Below are 19,587 nucleotides of genomic sequence, written 5' to 3'. Positions count from 1 at the left end.
GGCCTTCCATCCACCTTCCATGCCGCAGCGGCCGGCCATGGCTCCACGTCCGGCGCCCCACATCGCCTCACCGCCGCCCCGTCCGTCCCCACATTTCAGCGCCCCGCGAGCCGCCCCGCAGGTGGCGGCGCCAAGGCGCGAATTCCATCGGGCGCCGGAACGTCCGGCCATGGCACCGCGGCCGACACCGCATATCGCTTCCCCTTCTCGCCCGAGTGCACCACCGGCCGTGAGCGAGCGATCGGGACCGCCGCGCGAGATGCTTTCGCGCCAATCCGCGGAACGCCAAGACCGCATCGACCGCTTGCAGCGACGCGTGCAGCAATTGCAATCGCAGAAGCCGGAAGGCGCAAGGGCGCAACACCAGCAGCAACGGTTGCTGCAGTCGCAGAGCCGCCTTCTTGAGCGCGAGCAACGCGTCCAACAGCGCTCGCAGCACGTCGAGCAGCGGCAGCGCGAGATGCTGTCGCGTCAGACCACGGAGCGCCAGACCCGCATCGAACGCCTGCAGCAGCGCGTGCAGCAACTCCAGGCGCAGAAACCGGAAGGCGCGCGGGCGTTGCGCGCGCAGCAACGGACGCTCCAGACGCAGAACCGCTTGCTTGAGCGCGAACAGCGCGCGCAACAAAGCGATGTGGCGCGTCAACAGCGGCTTGGACTACAAGCTCCGGCCGGGCGGGCGCCGGCGATTGCGGCCGCTGCGCAGGCTGCCCAGCGCGGGCGGTTTGCAGAGCGCTTCCGCGAGCAGGCTCCTGCGCAAGCCCAGGCTGCACTCACCACGCGCCAGAGCGGCTGGGCTCCGCGGCAGGCGTGGCGTCACCGCCATCCCGCGGTGTTCGTGGCGTGGCTTGGGCCGGTGTTCTGGCCTTACGCCTATTCCGACATTTTTGACTACACGTTCTGGTCCTATGCTTACGAGCCCGGCTATTGGGCGTACGCCTATGACGACTTCGTCGACACCGTGTTCTGGGGTGGTGACGGCCCCTACTCCGCCTATGCCAGCATCAACCCCTCCGACTATCCGCAAGCCGGCGGCAGTTACCGCGCGCGTTCGCGCGCCGGCGTCAGCCCGCAAACGCTACAGCAATTGTGCGGTACACCGGACCAAGGCGTCACCGCCTGGCCGCTTGCCGATATCGCGCGAGCCGTACAGCCGGCGCCGGAGCAACGCGCACTGCTCGATGAGTTGAAGAATGCGGCGGTCAACGCTGCCGCCGTGTTCAAGGACTCCTGCGCGGAGACCTATGCACTGACTCCGCCTGGCCGCCTGCGCGCCATGATGAACCGCATCAGCGCGACGCTGGAGGCCGTCAAGATCGTGCGACCGGCACTGGAGAATTTCTACAACTCGCTCAGTGACGAACAGCAGGCCCGCTTCAACGCGCTCGGCCCCAAAGTCGGCGAGCGCTCGCCGCAGCAGCAGGAGGCGGGTAGCGAGGGCTGCGGCGATCCCAAGTCCAGCCTGACGCAGTTGCCGATCCAGAGGATCGAGGCTGTGCTCCACCCCGCCGGCAGGCAGAAGGAGGCACTCGACCGCCTCAGCGAAGCAACGGAGAAGGGCGTTGAGGGCCTGCAGGCGGCCTGTCCGAATGATGTGCCTCTGACGCCGGTCGGGCGGCTGGAAGCGATGCAGCACCGGCTCGAGGCCATGCTGACGGCCGCCAAGCTGGTCGAACCCGCCCTGGACGAGTTCTATGCCACGCTGAGCAGCGAGCAGAAGGCGCGCTTCAACACGCTGCAACAGGTCGCAGGCCAGTGACCGCCGCCGGGCGACATCGGCTGAAGGCCCTATCTCGCGAGCATTGCGAACCGGATTCTGAATGAGCCCGCCAGCGCTTTGTGAGGTGCATCATCCCGGCTATGGCGCTGCCCGTCACCACCGCCACAGCTTATAGGGCGCCGGCGGACAACCGCCAGAACCAAAACTTTGTTCAATCTCGTCCATCAGCGGGTCAGAACGGCCGTTGGCACGCAATTTCTGGAAATCCTGCAAGACTCCGTCTCGCCAGGTAACGTCTCCCTCAACCTCCAATTTTTCTGCGCAATGTTGCAGATATTCCTTACGAGCAAGGTCCGTCTGGCCCAGGAACATGAACGCGTGCGCGCGATTGACCCTTATCCAAAGTTTCGAGGGGTCAAAATCAATGCCGAGCTGGGCGGCATCCAATGCAATTCGAGCGTCGCCGCCCTTCTTCAGGACATCGTCAGAGAAATTGCCAAATCTCTCCGAAAGCTTCGAATCCAAACGCTGCTTTCCGGCCTCCCAATCGCGCCAGAACTCTGTGTTGTAGGGATACTTCCCTTGCTTGATACACCAAGTCGGAGGCCTGGGCGTCAACTCCAAGTCGATGCGTTCTTGGAGCGTGAGACAACGCGGCACGACCCGCCTCCCGACCTCGACAAGTACCTGCGAGGCCGCTGTATCGTCCGGCGTGTCAACCTCCGCGTACGGCCCCACGACCTTCCAAATTCTCGCCGTGTTGTCTGCTGATACCGTAACGATCGCACGACCGTCAGGCGTGATGGCCAGGCTTCGGACATCACCATTGTGACCTCTCAATCGAATGAACTCGGGACTCTTCGTCACGAGAATGGGGGCCGCCTCCTTGCGTGGAGCCACGGCCCATACGCTCACGGAATCATTATCTGTTCCAACCACGATCGCGTTCGTTCGATTTACGTTCGGTGCCCACGCAACGCTGAGCGGGGTGGCGCCGAGCTCGATACGTTGCAACTCCTCGCCTGACTCGCTGTCCCACAATCGAACCGTACGGTCCGCAGACCACGTTATGATCCGGGTCTCATCCGGTGACACGGCCACCCCTGAAACCGAGCGCAAGTGCCCCTGAAGCTTGACCAATTCGCTGCCCGTCCTTGCATCCCAAACCCTGGCCGTCCTATCAGCCTGACCCGTGACAAGTTTCCCGCCGCCGGGCGCCACGGCCACGCCGAGAATCGCGTTGGTTTGCTTCTCCAGTTCGAGCAGCTGCTTGCCACTATCGACATCGTAGACGCGCGCGATGCCGTCGTCTGACCCGGACACAATGCGGGTGCCATCTTGTGCCAGCGCGACAGAAAAGACGCGACTGCCGTGACCATCGAGCGTGTACGACGTTCCCTGCAGACTGGCGGGCCAGACTCTCACTGCTCCATTTGCAAGCCTTGCCACGATACGCTGTCCATCGGACGAAGCCGCAACGCTCAGGACTGCATCTTCAACCTCGACACGCGCAAGCTCGTCGCCTGTGCCGGATTCCCAGAGTCGCACGGTGCGGTCGTCAGAGCCGGTGATGATGCGCTTGCCGTCCGCCACGACGACCACGCTGTTGACGGCCTCGCTATGACCATCGAAGATCAGGACTTCGCGCAGACTTCTGATCGAGCTGGCAAGCAGTTGCTGCATTTTCTGAATTCGCGGCCGTCCCGCCACGTCCGCGTCCGAGCTCTTCTGGTCCGGCAGACTTTCCAACGCCAACAGAATCTTCCTGGACTGATTGGTTGGATCTTGCGCCGCCAACAAGGCAAGCCGACTTGATTTCGAGCGCTCCGATTGCACAAGCGTGCGCCGGGAGATTTCGCGACTCGCGTCCGCATCGACCGACGCCTGACGAGCCATCCAGCCAAAATAGCCGGCAGCGGCAGCAAGCAAGGACATGCCAAGGGCTGTCGCCTGCGTGATCCGGAGCGCACGTTGCTGACGCCGTTTCTGTTCGGCCGCTTTGGCCCTGCTCTTATCCAGAAAAGCCATCGCCCCGACGAAGCCGGGATGATAGCGTTCGGCCCACGTCGCATTGGGTCTGTTCTGCTTGCGCCAATCGAGCGCGACCTGAAGCTGAGGATCGGTGTAGAGGCTTGTCTCCCCTCGACCGTACTCCTGCGCCGCTTCGGCGAGCCGTCGATACACGCGAACCGACTGCGCCTCCTCGCTCGCCCAGCTATTCAATTGTTCCCACACCCGCATCAGGCTTTCATGGGAGATGTCGACAACCGAATCGGCGCGCAGCTTTTCCTTGATCGACGGCATCAGGAAGGACCGGCTTTTCTCGCGGAACACGTCCACCACGCTGGTGATCTCGTCCATGCTCCCATCAGTCAGGGCGCACAGAGTTGCGGCCGTGGTCGGACGACGGACGCCACGCGGATCGCTCGCCTTGTCCGTGAGCGCCTTGAACATCTTCTCGCAGATCTGCCTCTGCCGGTCGTTCGCCAGATCGCGCAACGCCTCGTCGGCGTGCTGGTTGAGCGCCTTGGCCATCGTACCGATCGCCGCGTAGTGTTCGAGTTCCAGCGGACCCTGGCCGCCCTGCTTTCGCCAATAGGCCCAGGTGCGGTTCAGCGCATGCTGGAGAATCGACAACTGGTCCGGATTATCGCCGACGTCGTTGACGAGTTGCGTCAGCAGCACGGGCGAGAGCTGGGCACCACGCACCTGGACCGGTCCCTCGATCGCGTCGCGGCGCTCGTCCCGCGTCAGACGCGGGACCAGATATTGTCCGGCATTGATCGCCTCGGCGAGCCCGGGAAATTGGGTGCAATCCCCGAGGAAATCGGAACGCATGGTCAGAACGACGAAAATCCGCGCCGGTGCACGCTCCCTGACTTCCAGCAGCAGGTTCACGAAGGCCGTCACCTCTTCCGCGGCGCGTCCTTCGTCCGGGCTCGCGATGACGAGTTGCCGATAGCGGAACAGCTCCTCGAACTGGTCGACCACGAGCAGAAGATTGACGTCCGCGCCGAGCCCCGCCTGCTCGAAGACATCGATCAGCCCAAGCTTGCTCATGCGCAAGGTGGTCTCGACGAGCTGTGGAAGCGGGAGAACGTCGTCGTCGTCATCATCGGAAGACAACGCATCGTTCTCGGCGAGCGCACGCGCCATTGCGCGGATTGGTTCATTGCCCGGCCGGAACTGCGCCATGCGCCATGACGTTCCGGCGCCAGCCATGAGACCCCGGCGCAGCGCCGGCCGCAATCCACAATTGACGAGGGAGGATTTGCCGCTGCCGGACGTGCCGACCACAGTGAGGAAATGGGTTGCGGCCAGCTTGTCGACCATGGTGTCGACCTGATTCTCGCGCCCGAAGAACAAATGCTCCTCTTCCTCCTGGAAAGACCGCAACCCTGGGAATGGATTTTCCAGCGCGTCTTGAGCCAGCTCTCTCATGACAGATCCCTCATAGGGGCACGCCACGGTTTTTGAAGGCGTTCTTCACCGAGTTCGCCAACGCCGCATCCGTCACGCCTTCCAGAGCGACAATCAGTCCGTCGTCTTCCGTCTCGACGATCTCCTGCTTGTCCGGCGTGCTTTCCCCGGCCACGCAGGTGTATCGCGCCGGCAGCGCCTTGCCGCGCCGATAGCCGCCGACCTTCCTGAGTTCGCTCTCCATCGCGCGCTTCCACGCGGGATCGCCGGCGCCGTAGAACAGGATGATCGCGTCGCATGCTCCAAGTAGATCCCTATGCGCCTTGCGGACGCTCGCCGCATCGCCCTCGAATACGGGCGTCTCGACCCTGAAGCCGAGCTGCCGGCACACCTTTCGCAACGGATTCGCGATCTTGCGCTCACGATCCTTCTGGTCGCAGATGAGATAGATCAGCCCGTTGTCCTGCTCCGCCACCTCCGCCTCCACCTGGCTGACGCGCACCGGTGCGGGCCGTTCGATCGCTTCCAGCGTGGCGCGAATCGACGCCTTCAATTCTTCGACGTCGCCAGCAATGAGATCGGCTCCGTATTGCACCTCGGCATCCTCGCGGAGCGCCTTGACGAAAGCCTGCTGGGCCGGTTGCTCCGGGTGGGTCGTTGCCGGCAGGCTGATCAGGCGCTTGAGCCCGCCACTCCTGGCGCGCGCCACGGCGCGCTCGTTCTGGTGGATCGTGACCGATTTGCCGGAGGGACCGTCCGGCACGGCGCCATAACCGGCGCCGACCAGGTGGACCGACAACGCGCAACGTGACAGCATCTCGTCCACGACTGCGATGCATTCGTCTTCGTCGGGAGGCAGGCGACGATCCGGTAAGACCGTGTATCCGAGCCTCAACAACTCCCCGCCGATCATCTCCCTGTCACGCTTGCGGTCGTGGCTGCATTCGGCGAGGTAGACGACCGGCTTCTGCGACACGGGCAAGCCGTTACCGCGCAGGGCGTTGAGCGTCTCCTTGAGACGGAAGGCAAGCTGAATCACCTGCTTGAGGAAATCCTGGCCATACTTTTCGCCGTAAGCCTCGTCGAATTCGATGGGTACACCGTCTTCCAACGTAAAGAAGTCGCGGACCCAAACGTCCTTCATGATGGGCGGAAGCGGGCCGTCGACCGGTGTCTTGACGATTGGGACCAGGCGCTGCGTGCTGCCGACCGCCAGCCCGCCGCTCCGCCGGGCATGCTCGCAGAATTCGTGCATCTCCCGCGTGCACCATTCCGATTTGAGATAGCGTGGCGAAATCACCGAGAGCATTACCGCCGACTGCTGCAACTGGGTGATGATCTCGTCTTGCAGCACATGGCCGTCGGCAAGCCTGGTGTCTCGCCAGATCTTCGCGTCCGCGCCGAGGTGCTTGCTCAGAAATCTCGCCAGCACCTTGTGAAAGCGGGTGATCCAGCCGTCGAACCGGTCGCTAATCCGCTCGTTGTCGATATGGCTAAAACTGATGAAGACGTCATTCTTGAAATCCATTCGCGCCATCCAAACGACATGCGACGCGCTTCACCGCCAGCGTCGCGAAAGGCAAAGGGACATGCAAGAGAACGGGACAGGCAAAAAGCCTGTCTGCCGTAGCTGACAAAACTGCAACAACCTCAGGTGATTTTATGTGAAATGGGCCACTTGTGGAAGATCACAAATTCGGCATCGATGGCTACACCACCGTCTTATGCCGCGAGATGCAGGTGCGCAGCACCTCGTCCATCGGCTTGCCCCACCAATCGTTGGAGAAGATCTCGATCTCGGAATAGCCGGCGAAGCCCTGCGCTTCGACCGCGTTGCGCACCGATTTGATGTCGATGACGCCGTCGCCCATCATGCCGCGGTCGTTGAGGATGTCCCTGGTCGGCACCAGCCAGTCGCAGACATGGAAGGCGAGCAGGCGATCTTGGCCGGCACGCGCGATCTGGCCCATCAGCTCCGGATCCCACCAGATGTGATAGACGTCGAGCGCGACGCCGAGCATGCCGCTACGATCAGGATCGAGCCGGTCGCAGATGTCGAGCGCCTGCTTGGTCGTGTTCACGCAGGCGCGTTCGGCGGCATAGGCCGGATGCAGGGGCTCGATCGCCAGCGGCAGCTTGGCCTGTTTGGCATAGTCGAGCATGTCGGCGAGGGCCTCCTCGACCTGCCCCCGTGCCGCCAAGATGTCCTTCGACGCCGCGCTGCCCGGCCGCGAATATTGCGGCAGGCCGCCGACGACGAGGACGATGCAGGGCGCGCCCAGCGCCCTGGCTTCATCGACGCAGCGCTTGTTATCGTCGCGCACCTCGCCCCGGCGCGAGGTGTCCGAGGTGAACATCCCACCGCGGCAATAGCCTGACAGATCGAGGCCGGCATCGCGGACCGCGCGCGCGGCGCGCTCGAGACCGACGGTTGCGACCTGGTCGCGCCAGGGATCGATGGCGCGAATGCCGTGCTTGGCACAGGCATCGACGATCTCGACGAGGTCACCCTGCTTGCGGACGGTCGCCGTATTCAGCGACAGCCAGCGGTGGTCGGACGAGAAATCGCGCATCAGGATTCGATACCGTGGGTGGCGAGCACGGTCTTCATCCGCTGCGTCGCGAGTTCAGGATTGGCGAGCAGGCCGGCCTTGTCGGCGAGACGGAACAGCTCAGCCAGATGCAGCGTGGAGCGCGTGCTCTCCTGGCCCCCGACCATGGTGAAGTGATCCTGGTGGCCGTTGAGATAGGCCATGAACACAACGCCGGTCTTGTAGAAGCGCGTCGGCGCCTTGAAGATGTGGCGCGACAGCGGCACGGTCGGGCCCAGCACGTCGTGGAATCCCGCTTCGTCACCCGCCGCGAGCCGCGACAGCGCGTAGGACGCCGCCGGCGCGATCGCATCGAAGATGCCGAGCAGCGCGTGCGAAAAGCCCTGTTCGTCGCCGGCGATCAACTCCGCATAGTTGAAGTCGTCGCCCGTATACATCTTGATGCGCTGGTCGAGACGCCTGCGCATGTCGATCTCGCGCTGCTTGTCGAGCAGCGAAACCTTGACGCCGTCGACCTTGGCGGCGTTGCCATTGATGATGGCGACAGCCGTGTCCATCGCCTTGTCGAGATCCTTGGTGCCCCAATAGCCCGTCAGCGCCGGATCGAACATGTCGCCGAGCCAGTGGATGATCACGGGCTCGCGGACCTGCGACAGCACGCGGTCATAGACTTTTGCGTAGTCGTCAGCGTTGCGGCCGAGTTTCGCAAGCGCGCGCGACGCCATCAGGATGATGCGGCCGCCGACCTTCTCGACCGCCGAGACCTGTTCTTCGTAGGCCCGGATCACGTCGTCGAGGCCCCTGGCATCCTCAACCGCGAGATGGTCCGTGCCAGCGCCGGAGAACACCAGCGCGTTGCGCCGCTTGGCGGCGCCGACCGAGCGCGTGATCAGCTCCAGCGAGGTCGGCCAGTCCAGCCCCATGCCGCGCTGCGCGGTGTCCATGGCTTCGGCAACGCCGAGGCCGAGGTCCCAGACGTGCTCGCGAAACGCGATGGTCTTGTCCCAGTCGACGGCGACCGACAGCCAGGGGTCGTTATCGGCGAAGGGATCGGCCACCGTGTGCACGGCCGAGAAGGCGATGCGGTTGAGCGGCCCCTCGAGCTTTGCGGGGAACGTACGGGAGGCCGCGAGCCGGTAAGTCTCGATCGAGCGATCGGCCTTCGGCAGCTTGAGCGACAATGACGACATCGGCTGGACGGGCTTGTTCATGCGTCCCTCCTCAGGCCTTGATCGGGGCGACGTCGATCCAGCGCCGCTCCTTCCAGCTCTTCAGCGCGCATTCGGCGAGCTGCACGCCCTTGACGCCTTCGAGCAGCGTGTACTTGTAGGGCGCATCCTCATAGACGTGGCGGATGAACATCTCCCACTGCTCCTTGAAGCCGTTGTCGTAGCTGACGTTGTCGGGAAGCTTCTGCCAGTCGCCGTAGAAATCATGCAGCCGCTTCTCGTCGGGATTCCAGACCGGCCTCGGGGTGGCCTGCCGCGCCTGGATCATGCAGTCGGTGAGGCCTGCGACTGCCGAGCCGTGCGTGCCATCAACCTGGAAAGTGACGAGATCGTCGCGATAGACGCGCGTGACCCAGGACATGTTGATGTGGGCAATGACGCCGCCCTCGAGCTGGAACGTCGCATATGCGGAATCGTCCGCGGTCGCCTTGTACTTCTTGCCCTGCTCGTCAAAACGCTCGGGGATGTCGGTGTTGCCGATGCAGCTCACGCTCTGGACGTTGCCGAAGAGATTGTCGAGCACGTAGCGCCAGTGGCAGACCATGTCCAGGATGATGCCGCCGCCGTCCTCGTCGCGATAGTTCCAGGACGGGCGCTGCGCCTCCTGCCAGCCGCCTTCGAACACCCAATAGCCGAACTCGCCGCGCACCGAGAGGATGCGGCCGAAGAAGCCCGAATCGCGCAGGAACGCGATTTTCTTCAGGCCCGGCAGGAACAGCTTGTCCTGCACCGTGCCGTGCTTGACGCCCTTGGCATTGGCGAGCTTGACGACCTCGAGCGCGTCCTCGAAATTCGTCGCGATCGGCTTCTCGCAATAGACGTGCTTGCCGGCATTGATGGCCTGGGTCAGAAGACCAGGGCGCGCCTGCGTGGTTGCGGCGTCGAAGAACATGGTGTCGTTGTTGTCGGCGAGCGCCGCATCGAGGTCAGTGCTCCAGCGGGTGATGTTGTAGCGCTTGGCGAGCGCCTCGATCTTCTCCGCGCTGCGGCCGATCAGGATCGGGTCGGGCATCACGCGGTCGCCGTTCTTCAGGCGCACGCCGCCCTGGTCGCGGATCGCGACGATCGAGCGGATCAGATGCTGGTTGAGCCCCATGCGGCCGGTGACGCCGTTCATGATGAGGCCGAGGCGTTGGGTGGTCATGCCAATTGCTCCTGAAGTGATCTTGGCTGTTCGAGCGGGCGCAGCGCCGACCAGTCCGGATGGACCGAGGTCGCAAAGCCCGTTGTGTGAAGCGATCCCGTCAGGAGATCGCCGTCGTGGATGGAGAGCCGGATGCCTTGCCCGGCATCGGCATAGAGATCGGGATGCGCGGCCGCGAAGGCCTGCACTTCGGCAGCGGGCGCCTCGCCAAAACCTTCGACATAGTGGTGGCCGTTGCGCTCGGCATGGGTGACGCCGATCAGGGCACCGAGCGCGAGATCCTGCTGCACCGCAAGGCCGGCCTGACAGGTGAGGTCCTCGCCGGTCACGAAGAACCTTTCGCCGCCCGCGCTCCATTTCGCCGCACGCGTCGCGTTGACGATGGACTTGTAGAGCCCCTTGCAGGACTTCGAGGAAATGCCGCAATAGCCCAGCGCCCGCGCCGCCGGGAATGCATCGTAGGAATCGTCGGCCTCGTCGATGATGAAGCCATGCGAAGCCAGCGGGCCGAGCGGCGATTGCCGCGTGATGTCGCGCGGCATCGGCTGTTCGACATAGAGCAAGCGCGAGGTGATCGGCCGCAATGCGGGATCATGATCGAGCCGGTCCATCAGCGCGCCCAGCACGGCAAGATCGGCGTACTGCTCGTTGGCGTCGAGCGTCACCTTGGTGCCGCGCCCAAGCGTATCCAGCTCCTTGCCGATCCGCACCAGCCGCGCCGCATCGGCGGTGGGATCGCCCGACAGCTTCAGCTTGAAGTAATTCGCCCCGGCGTTTTCGCGGGCATCGGCAACACCGCCCTCGCCATCAACGACATCATCGAGGCCGACCGTATGCCTGATGGCAACACGCTCCAGCGGCACCCGGCTGGAGAGAAATGTCCTGATGTCCCTCTCGCTCAGGTCAGGGGAAAGCCGCGCATCGATGCCCGCGATATTGCCGGTCATTCCGTCGAAAAAGTTGGTTTCAACACCGCGCAGCAGCGCATCGAGGATCGCCTTGTCGATTTCCGCCGAACCATAGGCCGCCGCAAGCGCCGGAATGTTCTTTTTTGCACAGGTCGCGACCTGGGCACCGATGCACGAGGCGTGGAGGTCAAACGCCGTCAGAAATCCGGTCCGTGCAAGATAAAGCCCGCGCGCGATTTCCAGCGAGCGACGCAAGCCATCGATCGTCTGCGCCGGCGACAACTCCGGCCGCTTGTCGAACCATTTTGGCACCAGCAGCTCGGCGCTGGCCCCGACCGCGCTCCCCCTGCCCTCGACCTCGATCTCGACCCGCACGAACAGCTGCGGCGTGGCGTTGATGGTCACCGCGCCAAAGCGGAACGGTCGCGCGAACTGCACGGGACGTTCGAAGAAGGCGATGTCTCGCAGCTTCAGGCGCAGTGCCATGGTTTAGTCCAGCGAACCTTGCGAGAAGAAGTGCTTGCGGATGCGTTGCACTAGCTCCGTAAACACCGGGTCGGCCATCACGTCGAGCGAGCGCGGACGCGGCAGCGGCACGTCGTAGATCGCGGCGATCGCGCCGGGGCGCTCGGTCATGACCAGCACGCGGTCGGCAAGGAACACGGCCTCGGGGATCGAATGCGTGATCAGCAGCACCGTCTTCTTCGTCTCGCGCTGGATCCGCATCAATTCGACATTCATGCGCTCGCGCGTCAGCGCATCGAGCGCACCGAACGGCTCGTCCATCAGCATGATCTTGGGATCGTGCACCAGCGCACGGCAGATCGAGGCGCGCTGCTGCATGCCGCCGGAGAGCTGCCAGGGCAGCTTCTTCTCGAAGCCATCGAGCCCGACCAGCTTCAACAGCGCCTTGGCGCGATCGAGATATTTTTGCCGCGGCAGCCGCTTCATGTCGATCGGCAGCATCACGTTGTTGAGGACGTTGCGCCAGGGCAAGAGCAGGGCGTTCTGGAACACGATGCCGACATTGCCGTGCGGCGTCGTCACCTTCTCGCCCTCGACCAGGATCTCGCCCGTGGTCGGCGGCAGCAGGCCCGAGATCAGCTTGAGCAGCGTGGACTTGCCGCAGCCGGACGGGCCGACCACGACGAAGAACTCGCCGTCATTGATGTGGAAGTCGAGCGGCCGCAGCGATGGCACATCGCCATCGCGCGTCCGGTAGGTTTTCGACACGCCCGACAGCTTGATGCCCGACGCATCGCCGGCCCGGTCGCTCACCAGTCTCAGATGCGCGGCCGGCTGCGCGGCTTCATTCATGACGGTCGCAGGTTTCACGAGCCACTCTTCGGCAGGTAATCGTTGGTGTAGAAGGCCTTCGGGTTCTCCTTGGCCTTGGCGTCGAGGCCGCCATATTCGACCAGCAGATTGACGGTGTCGGTCATGTTCTGGTCGGTGACCTGGAACGGCCGCTTGCTCTTGGTCTCCGCGGTCCGGTAGAGCGGGATGGTCAGCTCGAAGCCCTGTGTCAGCGTGTCGATCTTGCCGCCCTTGGGGTTGGCATCGAGGATCGATTGCGCCGCGGCCTTCGGCTCCTTCTCGGCGGCTTCGATGGCCTTGGTCGTCGCCGACATGAAGCGGCGGACGATGTCGGCATTGGCCTTCACATAGTCGGCGTTGGCGATGATGCCGGAGGACACCATGTTGATGCCGTAGTCGGCAAACTTGATCGGATAGACGTCCTTGCCGGTGGCGTCCTTGATCTTCATCGACTGGTCCATGACGTAGCCGAGCAGGAGGTCGGCCTGGCCGTTGATCACCGCGTTGAGCTTGGTCTGGCCGTCTCCGGCAACGGTCTTGAAGTCGCTTTCCTTCAGGCCGGTTTTCTTCAGGAACAGCGGCCAGATCTGGGTCATGGAATCGGCCGGCGTGATCGCGACCGTCTTGCCCTTGATGTCCTCGGGCTTCCTAATGTTCTTGTCGGCGAAGCCCATCGCGGACATCGGTGAGGTCTGCAGCAGCACGCCGGTCGCAACCACCGGCGCGCCCTTGATCGCGGCGCGCATCATGGTGGGGACGTCGACATAGCCGAAATCGGCGGTCTTGGCGGCCACGGCCTGCGTGGTCGCGGCCGAACCGCGGCCTTCCTGGATCTCGAGGTCGATGCCTTCGGCGGCGTAGATGCCCTTGGCCTTGCCGTAATAGAACGGCGCGTGCTCGCCATAGACGTACCAGTTCAGCATCAGCACGACCTTGTCGGCCGCCTGCGCCGGCGCAACTGTAAACGCCATCAGCGCCACGGATGCAGCCCCAATCCATCGCTTCATCGTCACTCTCCCTTGCCGTTATATTCCGGCCGTTGGTGGCCGTTGCTTAAGTTTAAGAGGCGAAAATCACGTCCTCACGCTGGCTGACATGCCAGGGAATGACCAGCTTCTCGATCCGGTCGACGACCCAGAACAGGACCACGCCGAGCAGCGCGAGAATGACAAGGGCCGCGAACATCGTCGGCAGATCGAACGTGCCGATCGAGCGCTGCATGACGTAGCCGATGCCGGAATTGGAGCCGACGAACTCGCCGACGACGGCACCGACCACGGCGAGCGTCACCGACACCTTGAGGCCGGAGAAGATCGCCGGCAGCGCATGCGGCAGGTTCACCGCGCGGAACACCTGGAAGCGGCTCCCCTGCATGGCGCGGGCGAGATCGACCATATCGGGGTCAACCGACTTGAATCCCTGCACGGCGGAGACCACTACGGGGAAAAAGCCGAGCAGGAACGCCGAAATGACTTTGGGAATGATGCCGAAGCCGAACCAGACTACAAACAGCGGCGCGATCGCGATCTTCGGCACGGATTGCGAGAACACCAGCAGCGGATAGACGTAGCTCTCCACCGTCTTGGAGCCCGCGATCAGCATCGCGACGGGGATGCCGAATAGAGCGGACAGCGCGAAACCGCAGACGGTCGCATAGGTCGTCGGCCAGGACTGGCGCAGCAGCTCCGGCCATTCCGTGCGCAGCACGGCAATCACATCGCCCGGCGACGGGATCTGATAGGCGGGAATTTTGAACAGCCGGATCGAAAGATCCCAGGCGACGACGATGAAGACGAGGAACAAAAACGGCCGAACCCAGGCGGCATTCAGCACCTTGGACACTGCACCTTGCTGCTTAAGCTCGGCCAATTTTCACTCCCGGCATTCTTCTTCGTTGTCGGAAGAAATTAACCCGTTGGATAAATACTGTCCAGAGCTTTCCCTGTGACGTTTTGCGGCGGGTTCCGCGGTTTCGTACCCGGATGGGGCGAAAGCGCAATCCGGGTTGGCGCCAGGAGCGACAGGGGTCCCGGATTGCGCTTCGCTCCATCCGGGCTACGGACCTTGTAGGCAATGACAGCGGAGAGCTGGGCTAGGCTGTCTGCGCCACCGCCGCGCGCGACTTCGGTGCCTTGGCGATCTCGAACAGCGCGACCGACTGTCCCGTCAGCGCAGCGAGTACCAACCCGACCATGTGTGCCAACCGCTCATCCTTGGCCTTTTTATCCAGGAGATCGCGGCCGAAGATCACGCTGAGCGTCGCCGAATTCGAGAGATAGAAAAAGCACAGCCCTGCGATGGAGATGTAGAGTTGCACCGGATCGACCGCGACCTGGAAGTCGCCGCTGTCGACGCCGCGGCGCACCACGGTGCGGATCATCTCGACGAAGGGCGAGTGCATCGACTTGACCTTGGTCGACTTCTTCAGGTGCTTTGCGCGCGCGAGGTTTTCAGTCTGCAGCAGCGACAGGAATTCGGGATTGCGCAGGAAGTAATTCCAGGTGAACTCGATCAGGCGCCTGATCGCCTCGGGCGGATCGAGATGTTCGAGATCGAGCCCCCGCTCTTCGCTGCGGATCTTGTCATAGGCGCCCTCGAGCACCGCGAGATAGAGCTCGTCCTTGTTGCCGACGTGATAGTACAGCATGCGCTTGTTGGCGCCGGCCTTGGCCGCGATGCGGTCGACCCGCGCGCCGGCAAGGCCATGGGCGGAAAACTCCTGCTTGGCGGCTTCGAGAATGCGCAGCCGCATCCCCTCGGGGTCGCGCTGCCATTTCAGAGTTCGCTTTGCCTTCGCCAAACTGGATGCTCGCTGGGGTGGTGGTCTATCGCATGTATCATGCGCGCAGCCCGCCGCATAGGAGAGAGGCAGGCACCTGCTTCAACACCGTCATTGCGAGCGCAGCGAAGCAATCCAGACTGCCACCCTGGAGACAGCCTGGATTGCTTCGTCGCAAAAGGCTCCTCGCAATGACGGGTGGAGAGAATTTCGGAACCTTCGTAGGGTGGGCAAAGGCGCACTTGCGCCGTGCCCACGTCTCCGCATCAATTGGGCCAAGACGTGGGCACGCTACGCTTTGCCCACCCTACGAAGGGCTCGAATGGAGGGCGCGGCGCCCTACTCCACCGGCTTCGGCGAGCGTTCCAAGAGCACCGTCTGTATCCCGCAGGTGCCGCTCCGCACCGTCATGATGCGCGTGCCCGGCTTGCGGCCGTTGCGCACTTCGCTGACGTCGAGACCGGCCGCGATCAGGCGGACGCGGGTGGCGTCGATGTCGGCGACCCGCCAGCTCAAGCCCCACAGACGGTCACGCGTGAGGTCACCGCCGGCAACGGGCCGGCGCACCACCTCGACGATGAGGTCGCCGCAGCGGAAGAACATCAGCTGGCCCCAATCCTGGTGCGAGCGGTCGAGCGCGAGGTCGAGCCCGAGCCGGGCGCCGTAGAGCGCGGCGGCGCGTTCGGAATCCTCGGTGGTGATCACGACATGGTCGAGGCCGTCGATCGGCGCGACGTCGGTCGCGACCGACTTGGGACGCTCGTCGGCCAATTCGAGGAAGAACATGCGCACGCCGCGCGTGAGCTCCGTGGCGGCACGCGTTCGCCTCCAGTGCAGGACGTTGCCCGATTCAGCGTCGCTGCTTTCGACCTCGGCGACCGGCTCCGGGCTCAAGGCCACCCGTTCCAGCCGGCGATGCATCCTGCCGATGTCTGCGACACGAAAGCACAGGCTGGCGAGCACACCTTCCTGGTCGCCGAGCAGTGTCCGCATGCGGTCGGCCGTCACGCTGAAGCCGCTCGGCGCCATCAGCTCGATCGTCATGTTGTCGAGGGTGAACAGCACCCTGTCGGCGCCCTCGCCGGAATTCTGCCAGGCCGGCGCGCGGCCGAGCAGCGTCTGGTAGGCCGCCTTGGCCGCACCGATATCGCTCACCAGAACGACGATGTGATCGAGCCCGGTGATCATCCTCCACCCATTTGGTCGCCGCTTTCATTGCCTTGGAACCCACGGACCGAAAGACGGCGTTTGTCCGGGCTTGGCATTGGCCTGACATGGTCGTATTCCGGCAACATGCTGACCTCAAGCGCTTCGGGCGGCAGTTTTGCGAATAATTTCGGCGTCCCTCCGGAGCGGAACCGGTGCTAGAGTAATCCCGCCGGCCGGGACCACAAGCGCATCACGGACAAGCAATGCAGGCTCTCTTCATCGGACAGACCTATATCGACGTCGTCTTCATCACCGACCACATGCCGACCGGCGACGAGAAGCACGTGGCCTCGGACTACGCGGTCTCCTTCGGCGGCAACGCGGTGACGGCAGCGTTCTGCTGCGCCAAGCTCGGCATCGTGCCCGATCTGATCGCGACGGCGGCCAATGACTGGCTGGGGCGCATGTTCCAGGACATGTGCGCGAAATACGCAATCTCGCTGCACGGACGGAAGGTGAACCAGTCCTCGCTCTCCTTCATCATGCCCAAGGACGGCAAGCGCGCCATCGTCCGCTGCCGCGACGACGAGCACATCCATCCGTTCCCGATGCTCAATCTCGGCGGCTGCCGCGCGCTGCATGTCGACGGCCACCAGCCGGATGCGGCGATCCACTATGCCAAGGTCTGCCGCGAGGCCGGCATTCTGACCTCGCTCGACGGCGGCGGCCTGCGCACCAACACGCATGAGCTCCTGGAGTTCATCGACGTCGCCATCGTCGCCGAGCGCCTGTGCGAGCAGATGGACCTGACGCCCGAGAAGATGCTGGATTATCTCAAGAGCCGCGGCTGCAAGATCGGCGGCATCACCATGGGCGAGAAGGGTTTGCTCTGGTACGACGAAACCGGGACGGTGCAGGTGATGCCGGCGATGCCGATCCCGCGCGAGCGGGTGATCGACACCAACGGCGCCGGCGACGTCTTCCACGGCGCCTATGTCTATTCCTACCTCGCCCATCCCGGCAAAAGCTGGCGCGAGCATTTTGATTTTGCCCGTGCCGCCTCGACCTACAAGATCCAGCGCCTCGGCAACGAGGCCGGCCTGCCGACGCTGGTCGACATCGCCAAGGTCAGGCACGAATTCGAGGTCAGGGTCTAGATCGAGATGGGGCGCGTCTTCGTCGCCGGCAGCATCAACATGGACGTGGTGGCGACAGCCGATCGCCATCCACGCGTCGGCGAGACCGTTGCGGGCAAGCAGGTCCTGTATTTTCCGGGCGGCAAGGGTGCGAACCAGGCGGTGGCGGCGTCACGACTTGGCACCGGGACCACACTGATTGGGCGGCTGGGCAAGGATTCCTTTGGCACCGAGCTGAGAACGTTCCTGGGTGCTCAAGGTATCGATCTCGGCTACGTTCAGGAGACGGCAGAGGCCCATACCGGCACCGCAATCATCACGGTGGCGGAGGCCGACAACACCATCGTCGTCATCCCCGGGGCGAACGGGCTGGTCGGCACTGATGACGTGGAGGTCGTGCCGCTGCTGCAGGGCGACGTCGCGGTCAGCCAGTTCGAGATTCCGCTGCCGACGATCGCCGCGTTCTTCCGCCGCGCACGCGAGGCTGGCGTCGTCACCGTGCTCAACCCGGCGCCGGCGCGAGATATGTCCGGCGAACTGCTCGCACTGGTCGACATCCTCGTGCTGAACGAGACCGAGCTCGGTTTCCTCGCCGGCGTCGACCTGTCCGACAGCGACGAGGCCGCACGGATCTTCGCCGTGGCGCGGCAGCTTCAGGCGCGCGAGGATCAGACCATCTGCGTCACGCTCGGCAAGCGCGGCGTGCTCGCACTGGCCGGGCGCGAAGAGCTTGCGGTGCCCGGCCGCGCCGTGAAGGCGGTCGATACCACCGGCGCCGGCGATTGCTTCGTCGGCGCGCTCGCCGCGCAACTGGCCGGCGGCGCGCCCTTGCGCACCGCCCTCACCTTCGCCAACGCCGCCGCCTCGATCAGCGTGCAGCGGATGGGCGCGGGGCCGTCGATGCCGACGGCGAAGGAAGTGGCGGCGGTGATCGCCGCAAGCTGATCACGCCAGCGCGCTCTTCAGGTCAAAGCTTTCATCCGCAGCCTGCTCCGGCGTGATCGAGCGGTCCATGCCCTGCAGGCGGCGGCCGAACATGTGGTCGCCGGCGCGGTTGATGGATTCGATGCCGAGCAGCTTGTCGCCCTTGTAGCAGAACGCGGAGAACGCCTTCTTGGCGGGATTGCCGCGCAGCACGACGCGGTCGTAGCCCGTGGTCAGCCCGGCGATCTGGAGCTTGTCCTCGCCCTGGTCGCTCCAGAACCAGGGATGGCTGTCGTAAGGTTTCTTGTCGCCGGTCAGCCGGGCCGCGAGGCAGCGGGCGTGGTCGGTGGCGTTCTGCACCGATTCCAGCCGCAGCGATCCGCCGAAGCGCGGGCTTGCGAACAGCGCGCAATCGCCGATCGCGGAGATATCAGGGTCGGCCGTCGCAAGATGTTCGTCGACGATGATGCCGGCAGCGACCGGCAATCCGGCCTCGGCCGCCAGCTCGATGTTCGGCAGCACGCCGACACCGACCACGACGAGGTCGGCCGGCAGATGCCGTCCGTCGCTCAAGGAGACGCCGGTGACCTTACCGTCTTGAGCTTCGATCGATGTGGCCTGCACGCCGAGATGGATGCGGATGCCGGCCTCGCGATGGCGTTCTTGAAAATACTCCGAAACCTCCGCCGTTACCGCCCGCGCCATCACGCGCGGCGCGAGCTCGAGCACGTCGACCTCGAGGCCCTTGATCCGCGCGGTCGCGGCGAATTCGAGGCCGATGAAGCCGGCACCGATGATCACTGCGCGTGTCTTCGACGGCATGATCTGCCGGAGCGACTCGCTCTCGTCGAGAATGCGCAAATATTTCACGTCGGGCAGATTGGCATTCGGCAGATCAAGCAGCCGGTTGCGCGCGCCCGTCGCCAGCACGAGGTGCCCATAGGAAAGCGTCTCGCCCGAGGCGAGCAGGACCTTGCGGCGCGCACGGTCGATCGACACCGCGCGGCCCGCGATCAGCTCGATGTTCTGGTCCTGGTAGAATTTTTCGGGGCGGAACATCAGGCTCTCTGGCCCAGCCGAGCCCTTGATATAGGCCTTCGACAGCGGCGGCCGCTGATAGGGCAGATGCGCCTCGTCGTTGATCAGGCAGATGCGCTCGGAAAAGCCCGCCTGGCGCAGGGATGCCGCGGCCTGATAGCCGCCATGGCCGGCACCGACGATGATCACCGGACCGTCGGTCATTGGAGCAGCCTACTTCCGGAGACACGAGCGTGACCCATGTCGTCTCCTCTTTCGCTGATTTTGATTT

16 protein-coding genes are annotated in these 19,587 nt (G+C 64.0%); 3 read left to right on the top strand and 13 right to left on the bottom strand.

Annotated elements, in window-relative coordinates; all coding sequences use genetic code 11:
• Positions 1-67: 67 nt before the first annotated feature.
• Positions 68-646: a hypothetical protein gene (locus tag IVA79_RS35985; protein WP_247562172.1), complete on the bottom strand. Its 579-nt coding sequence runs from the start codon at positions 644-646 to the stop codon at positions 68-70.
• On the opposite strand from IVA79_RS35985, the gene IVA79_RS35980 reads away from it, so the two are divergent.
• Positions 635-1,759: a Spy/CpxP family protein refolding chaperone gene (locus IVA79_RS35980; RefSeq protein WP_247562167.1), complete on the top strand. Its 1,125-nt coding sequence runs from the start codon at positions 635-637 to the stop codon at positions 1,757-1,759. The genes IVA79_RS35985 and IVA79_RS35980 overlap by 12 nt on opposite strands.
• A gap of 114 nt (positions 1,760-1,873) precedes the next feature.
• Here IVA79_RS35980 and IVA79_RS35975 read toward each other — a convergent pair whose 3' ends face one another.
• From IVA79_RS35975 to IVA79_RS35925, 11 genes are all read right to left on the bottom strand, one after another.
• On the bottom strand, positions 1,874-5,161 hold the full coding sequence (locus IVA79_RS35975) for a WD40 repeat domain-containing protein (RefSeq protein ID WP_247561993.1): 3,288 nt from the start codon (positions 5,159-5,161) through the stop codon (positions 1,874-1,876).
• Positions 5,162-5,171: 10 nt separating this feature from the next.
• Positions 5,172-6,668, bottom strand: coding sequence for a TIR domain-containing protein (locus IVA79_RS35970; RefSeq protein WP_247561992.1), 1,497 nt, complete (start codon positions 6,666-6,668; stop codon positions 5,172-5,174).
• Positions 6,669-6,849: 181 nt separating this feature from the next.
• Positions 6,850-7,713 carry a sugar phosphate isomerase/epimerase family protein gene (locus IVA79_RS35965; protein ID WP_247561990.1) on the bottom strand — a complete coding sequence of 288 codons (864 nt, stop codon included), beginning with the start codon at positions 7,711-7,713 and terminating at the stop codon, positions 6,850-6,852.
• Entirely contained in the window at positions 7,713-8,903 is a 1,191-nt protein-coding gene (locus IVA79_RS35960) for a dihydrodipicolinate synthase family protein (protein WP_247561988.1), read from the bottom strand. The genes IVA79_RS35965 and IVA79_RS35960 overlap by 1 nt, the downstream gene beginning before the upstream one ends.
• Before the next feature lie 10 nt (positions 8,904-8,913).
• Positions 8,914-10,065: a Gfo/Idh/MocA family oxidoreductase gene (locus IVA79_RS35955; protein ID WP_247561987.1), complete on the bottom strand. Its 1,152-nt coding sequence runs from the start codon at positions 10,063-10,065 to the stop codon at positions 8,914-8,916.
• The gene (locus IVA79_RS35950) at positions 10,062-11,459 is read right to left on the bottom strand and encodes a hypothetical protein (RefSeq protein ID WP_247561985.1); all 1,398 of its coding nucleotides are present in this window, start codon (positions 11,457-11,459) and stop codon (positions 10,062-10,064) included. The genes IVA79_RS35955 and IVA79_RS35950 overlap by 4 nt, the downstream gene beginning before the upstream one ends.
• Before the next feature lie 3 nt (positions 11,460-11,462).
• Positions 11,463-12,290, bottom strand: a complete 828-nt coding sequence (locus tag IVA79_RS35945; RefSeq protein ID WP_247562166.1) for an ABC transporter ATP-binding protein — start codon at positions 12,288-12,290, stop codon at positions 11,463-11,465.
• Positions 12,291-12,304: 14 nt separating this feature from the next.
• Positions 12,305-13,297, bottom strand: coding sequence for an ABC transporter substrate-binding protein (locus IVA79_RS35940; RefSeq protein WP_247561983.1), 993 nt, complete (start codon positions 13,295-13,297; stop codon positions 12,305-12,307).
• Between the two features lie 52 nt (positions 13,298-13,349).
• The gene (locus IVA79_RS35935) at positions 13,350-14,159 is read right to left on the bottom strand and encodes an ABC transporter permease (RefSeq protein WP_247561981.1); all 810 of its coding nucleotides are present in this window, start codon (positions 14,157-14,159) and stop codon (positions 13,350-13,352) included.
• Positions 14,160-14,382: 223 nt separating this feature from the next.
• The gene (locus tag IVA79_RS35930) at positions 14,383-15,090 is read right to left on the bottom strand and encodes a TetR/AcrR family transcriptional regulator (protein WP_247561980.1); all 708 of its coding nucleotides are present in this window, start codon (positions 15,088-15,090) and stop codon (positions 14,383-14,385) included.
• 318 nt (positions 15,091-15,408) lie between these two features.
• Positions 15,409-16,257, bottom strand: a complete 849-nt coding sequence (locus tag IVA79_RS35925; protein ID WP_247561978.1) for a VOC family protein — start codon at positions 16,255-16,257, stop codon at positions 15,409-15,411.
• A 224-nt stretch (positions 16,258-16,481) separates the two neighbouring features.
• Here IVA79_RS35925 and IVA79_RS35920 point away from each other — a divergent pair, with 224 nt between their 5' ends.
• Positions 16,482-17,375 carry a sugar kinase gene (locus IVA79_RS35920; protein WP_246924573.1) on the top strand — a complete coding sequence of 298 codons (894 nt, stop codon included), beginning with the start codon at positions 16,482-16,484 and terminating at the stop codon, positions 17,373-17,375.
• A gap of 6 nt (positions 17,376-17,381) precedes the next feature.
• Positions 17,382-18,299 carry a ribokinase gene (gene rbsK / locus IVA79_RS35915; protein ID WP_247561976.1) on the top strand — a complete coding sequence of 306 codons (918 nt, stop codon included), beginning with the start codon at positions 17,382-17,384 and terminating at the stop codon, positions 18,297-18,299.
• Here the strand turns inward: rbsK and IVA79_RS35910 are convergent, their stop codons facing one another.
• A complete protein-coding gene (locus IVA79_RS35910) occupies positions 18,300-19,520 on the bottom strand; it encodes an FAD-dependent oxidoreductase (RefSeq protein WP_247561974.1) in 1,221 nt (406 codons plus the stop codon).
• Positions 19,521-19,587 lie beyond the last annotated feature (67 nt).

The organism is Bradyrhizobium sp. 138 (assembly GCF_023074075.1).
Taxonomy (GTDB): Bacteria; Pseudomonadota; Alphaproteobacteria; order Rhizobiales; family Xanthobacteraceae; genus Bradyrhizobium.
The sequence above is the reverse complement of the archived record's forward strand: the minus strand, read 5'-3'. Positions and strand labels throughout refer to the sequence as shown.